This window comes from Streptomyces caeruleatus (genome assembly GCF_001514235.1).
GTDB lineage: Bacteria > Actinomycetota > Actinomycetes > Streptomycetales > Streptomycetaceae > Streptomyces > Streptomyces caeruleatus.
Genome location: NZ_KQ948976.1, coordinates 1 through 1,462, shown reverse-complemented (window position 1 = coordinate 1,462; position 1,462 = coordinate 1). Strand labels below are relative to the sequence as shown.

The 1,462-nt window shown below is 69.7% G+C and carries 1 protein-coding gene; it reads left to right on the top strand.

Translation table 11 applies throughout. The annotated features are described in order from the left end of the window. Window positions 1-227 precede the first annotated feature (227 nt). On the top strand, window positions 228-1,442 hold the full coding sequence (locus AQJ67_RS44340) for an IS110 family RNA-guided transposase (RefSeq protein ID WP_062725871.1): 1,215 nt from the start codon (window positions 228-230) through the stop codon (window positions 1,440-1,442). Window positions 1,443-1,462 lie beyond the last annotated feature (20 nt).

The following is a 1,462-nucleotide window of genomic DNA, read 5'->3' as shown; positions in this document are numbered from 1 at the left end:
GGCACTGACATTGATATTGGTACGCAGGTTTCGGCGGTCGTGACTCTGGCACTGACTGGCGCCCTGCTGGGCTGTCCCCAAGTTGTTCTGTCCGGCTGCCGGAGCTGGTTCTCATGGCTCCGGCCGGGCGGAACATGACCTGATAGGAGCTTGGTCAGAAGCCCCCTCAATGTCCTGTCTGCGCCACCCGGCCGGCGCCCACCTCCGGCTAGGAAGGCGTCACCAGCATGACAGCAGCGGTCGAAGAGGACACGGTCGGCCAGCGAGTGTTCGGCGGGGTCGACTCCCATGCCGACACGCTTCACATCGCGGTCATCAGCGACAACGGCGGCCACCTCGCGGACGCCGAGTTCACCACGACTGCCGCCGGATATGCCGCAGCCCTGGCCTTCCTGAACGCCCACGGACACGTGAGCGCGGTCGGCGTAGAAGGCACCTCCTCCTACGGAGCCGGCTTCACCCGCACCGCCCGCCGCCAGGGCCTTCACGTCATCGAGGTCAACCGGCCCGACCGCGCCGAACGCCGCCGCATCGGCAAGTCCGACCCCATCGACGCCTACGCCGCCGCCCGCGCCGCACTGTCCGGGCGGGCCCACGCCGCGCCCAAGGACGACGCCATCGCCGGCATACGCGCCCTGCACAACGCGGCCCGCTCCGCCGTCAAGGCCCGCACCGCCGCACTGAACCAGATCGGCCACGTCCTCATCAGCGCACCCGAGGCCATCCGCGCCAAGTACGGCCGTCTCACGGGCCGCGCCCGCACCGACGCCCTCGCCCGGCTGCGGCCCGCCGGTAACGCCGTCAACGTCGCCGTCCTGACCGCGCTGAAGAGCCTCGCCCAACGCGTGAAGGAGCTGACCGACGAACACAAGGCGCTCACCAAGGCCCTGGACGCCGACGTCACCGCACACAACCCGGGCCTGCGGGCCACTCACGGAGTCGGCCCCGACACCGCAGCCCAGCTGCTGGTCACCGCAGGCGGAAACTCCGACCGCATGCGCAGCGAAGCCTCCTTCGCCGCGCTGTGCGGAGCCGCACCGGTCCCCGCCTCCAGCGGCAAAACCAACCGGCACCGCCTCTCACGCGGCGGCGACCGGGCAGCCAACGCCGCCCTCTACCGCATCGCCCTCGTGCGCATGTCCAGCGATCCGCGCACCCGCGACTACGTGACACGGCAGACCACGGCCGGGCGGACAAAGAAGGAGATCATCCGGCTCCTCAAACGCGCCATCGCCCGGGAGATGTTCCGCTGCCTCACCACCGCGGTCCTCGTTCCCGGAACCGACGATCTGCGGCCCCTACGGCAGTCCAAGAACATCACCCTCACCGCCGCAGCAGGCCACTTCGGAGTCTGGCCAGCCACCATCTCCACCCTCGAACGAGGACTCCGCCGCGACGACGCCCTCGCGCATGCCTACCGCGACTGGCTCAAAGCCGCTTGACGAGCAATAGGAGCATCAAC

Coding starts and splice junctions, on each gene's coding strand:
- AQJ67_RS44340 (WP_062725871.1), top strand. CDS start 228: ATGACAGCAGCGGTCGAAGAGGACACGGTCGGCCAGCGAGTGTTCGGC.